At 77.1% G+C, this 2,191-nt stretch carries 1 protein-coding gene and 2 pseudogenes; all 3 read left to right on the top strand.

What is annotated here, in order from left to right; genetic code table 11:
• Window positions 1-126 precede the first annotated feature (126 nt).
• On the top strand, window positions 127-1,476 hold the full coding sequence (locus tag EF903_RS31870) for an alkaline phosphatase PhoX (protein WP_185902933.1): 1,350 nt from the start codon (window positions 127-129) through the stop codon (window positions 1,474-1,476).
• Window positions 1,477-1,617: 141 nt separating this feature from the next.
• Window positions 1,618-1,743: pseudogene (locus EF903_RS36200) on the top strand (polyphosphate kinase 2 family protein); the annotation flags it as partial.
• Window positions 1,709-2,191, top strand: a pseudogene (locus EF903_RS31865) (hypothetical protein); the annotation flags it as partial. The pseudogenes EF903_RS36200 and EF903_RS31865, both read left to right, overlap by 35 nt.

Raw genomic sequence — 2,191 nt, 5'->3', positions numbered from 1 at the left:
CCCCACCCCCACACCGCCGGCAGAGTGACCGCTGCGGCCGGGCCGAACCTGCCGCGACCGGTCGGGCTGTGGGGCGTGGTACCACGGGCGCGTCAACTCCCGCCGCCCGCCCAGGGGAGCCGCCACGTGTCCGTCAGTCGTCGCAGTCTCCTCGCCGCCGCGGGTGTCAGCTTCACCGGAGCGCTCGGCGCGCTGTTCGCCGCGGGTCCGCGGGCCGCCGCGGCCCGGCGGGTCGGCGGGTACGGGCCGCTGCTGCCCGATCCGCGCGGCCTGCTCGACCTGCCCGCCGGCTTCGCCTACCGGGTCCTGTCCCGCGCCGGCGAGCCGCTGCGTTCCGGGGAGGGGCCCGTGCCGGGCAACTGCGACGGCATGGCCGCGTTCGCCGGTCCCTCCGGCGCGGTGCGCCTGGTCCGCAACCACGAGAACGGCCCGGCCGCCGCCCTGCGCGTTCCCGCCGTGCCCGGTCTCGTGTACGACCCCGCGGCGCGCGGGGGCTGCACGGTCCTCGACCTCGCCGCGGACGGCCGGGTCACCGCCGAGCGCGTCGCCCTCGCCGGCACCGCCGTCAACTGCGCGGGCGGCCGCACCCCGTGGGGCACCTGGCTGAGCTGCGAGGAGACCGAGGACCGCGCCGGCAGCTCCGGCTACGCCGAGGACCACGGCTGGGTCTTCGAGGTCGACCCCGCCGACCCGCTCCGCTCCGGCGCCGTCCCGCTGACGGCGCTGGGCCGGTTCGCGCACGAGGCGGTGGCCGTCGACCCGGCCACCGGCATCGTGTACGAGACGGAGGACGCCTTCGTCGAGCCGTTCGGCCTCTTCTACCGCTTCCTGCCCGCCCGCCCGCTCGGCGGGCCCGGCTCCCTGCGGGCCGGCGGAACCCTCCAGGCGCTGCGCGTGCGCGGGGTGCCGGACCTGTCCGCGGTGGACGAGCCCGGCACCGAACTCCCGGCCGAGTGGGTGCCCGTACCCGACCCGGCGGCCGACGGCACCCCGATCCGGTTCCAGGACTTCGGGCCCGGCGGCATCACGCACGCGCAGAAGCTGGAGGGCTGCTACTGGGGCGGCGGCGGGGTCCATTTCGTCTCCAGCTTCGCGCGCAGCGCCGAGGGCTCGGCCGCCGACCACCACGGCCAGGTGTGGTTCCACGACCCGCGGCGCGCCGTGGTCCGCCTGGAGGTGCTGTTCGGGCCGGCGGCCGGGACCGTCCTGCCCGGCGACTCCCCCGACAACATCTGCCTGGCCCCCGACGGCGGGCTGATGGTGTGCGAGGACGGCGGCGGCGCCCAGTACGTCTTCGGGGTGACCCGCGGCGGCGAGGTCTACCCGGTGGCCCGCAACGCCGACGATGTCGGCGGGCCGGGCGCGCCGCAGTGGGGCGAGTTCGCCGGTGTCACCTTCTCGCCCGACGGGCGGACCATGTACGTCAACGCCTACACCCCGGGGACGACGTTCGCCGTGACCGGCCCCTGGCACTGACGCGGGCGGCCCCGGGGCCGTCCCCGGAGCCCTCGCGGCCGCGTCCGACGTGGTGGACGATCGGAGGGGGCGAGCGCCTGGTCGCGGCCTTCAAGGCCCCCACCCGGCGGAGCGCAGCCGCCGCCGGGCCGCTTCGAGGAGTCCCTCGCGGCCGACGGAGCCACCGTCGTGAAGGTCTTCCTGCACCTGGGGGACGAGGAGCTGCGCAGGCGGATGCCGAAGTGGCTCGACGATCCGGCGGAGCGCTGGACGTCCGACCCGGGCGACATGGGCGAGCGGGCGGTGCGGGTCCGCGTACCGGCAGGCGTACGAGGCGGTCCTGGGGCGCTGCTCGACCGCGGTGGCGCCGTGGTACGTCGTGCCCGCCGACCGGAAGTGGTACCGCGCCCGGGTCGCCGGCGCGCTGCTGCCGGACCACTTGGAGGAGATGGATCCGCGCTGTCCGCCGGCGGACTACGACGTCGGCGTCGGCGTCGGGGAGCGCCGTGCGCGGCTGCTGAGGAGCTGGGCCCTGCGGGGCGGGCGGGGGAATCACCCCGCCGGACCCGTGGTGCGACCATCCGCCAATCAGATCGTCATATATTTTGCGGGCGTGACCCTTTCTGTGCGCAATGCGGCGGCCGCGGCCGCCCTCGGCGCCGCCCTGTGCGCCGCCCTTTCCGGCTGCGGGGGCGGCGGCGCCGCTTCCGGTGCCGCCGGCCAGGCCCGTCTGGGC

It is taken from the genome of Streptomyces sp. WAC05292, assembly GCF_003949955.1.
Taxonomy (GTDB): Bacteria; Actinomycetota; Actinomycetes; order Streptomycetales; family Streptomycetaceae; genus Streptomyces; species Streptomyces globosus.
Note: the sequence above shows the minus strand (reverse complement) of the source record. Positions and strands in the feature narration are given on the sequence as shown.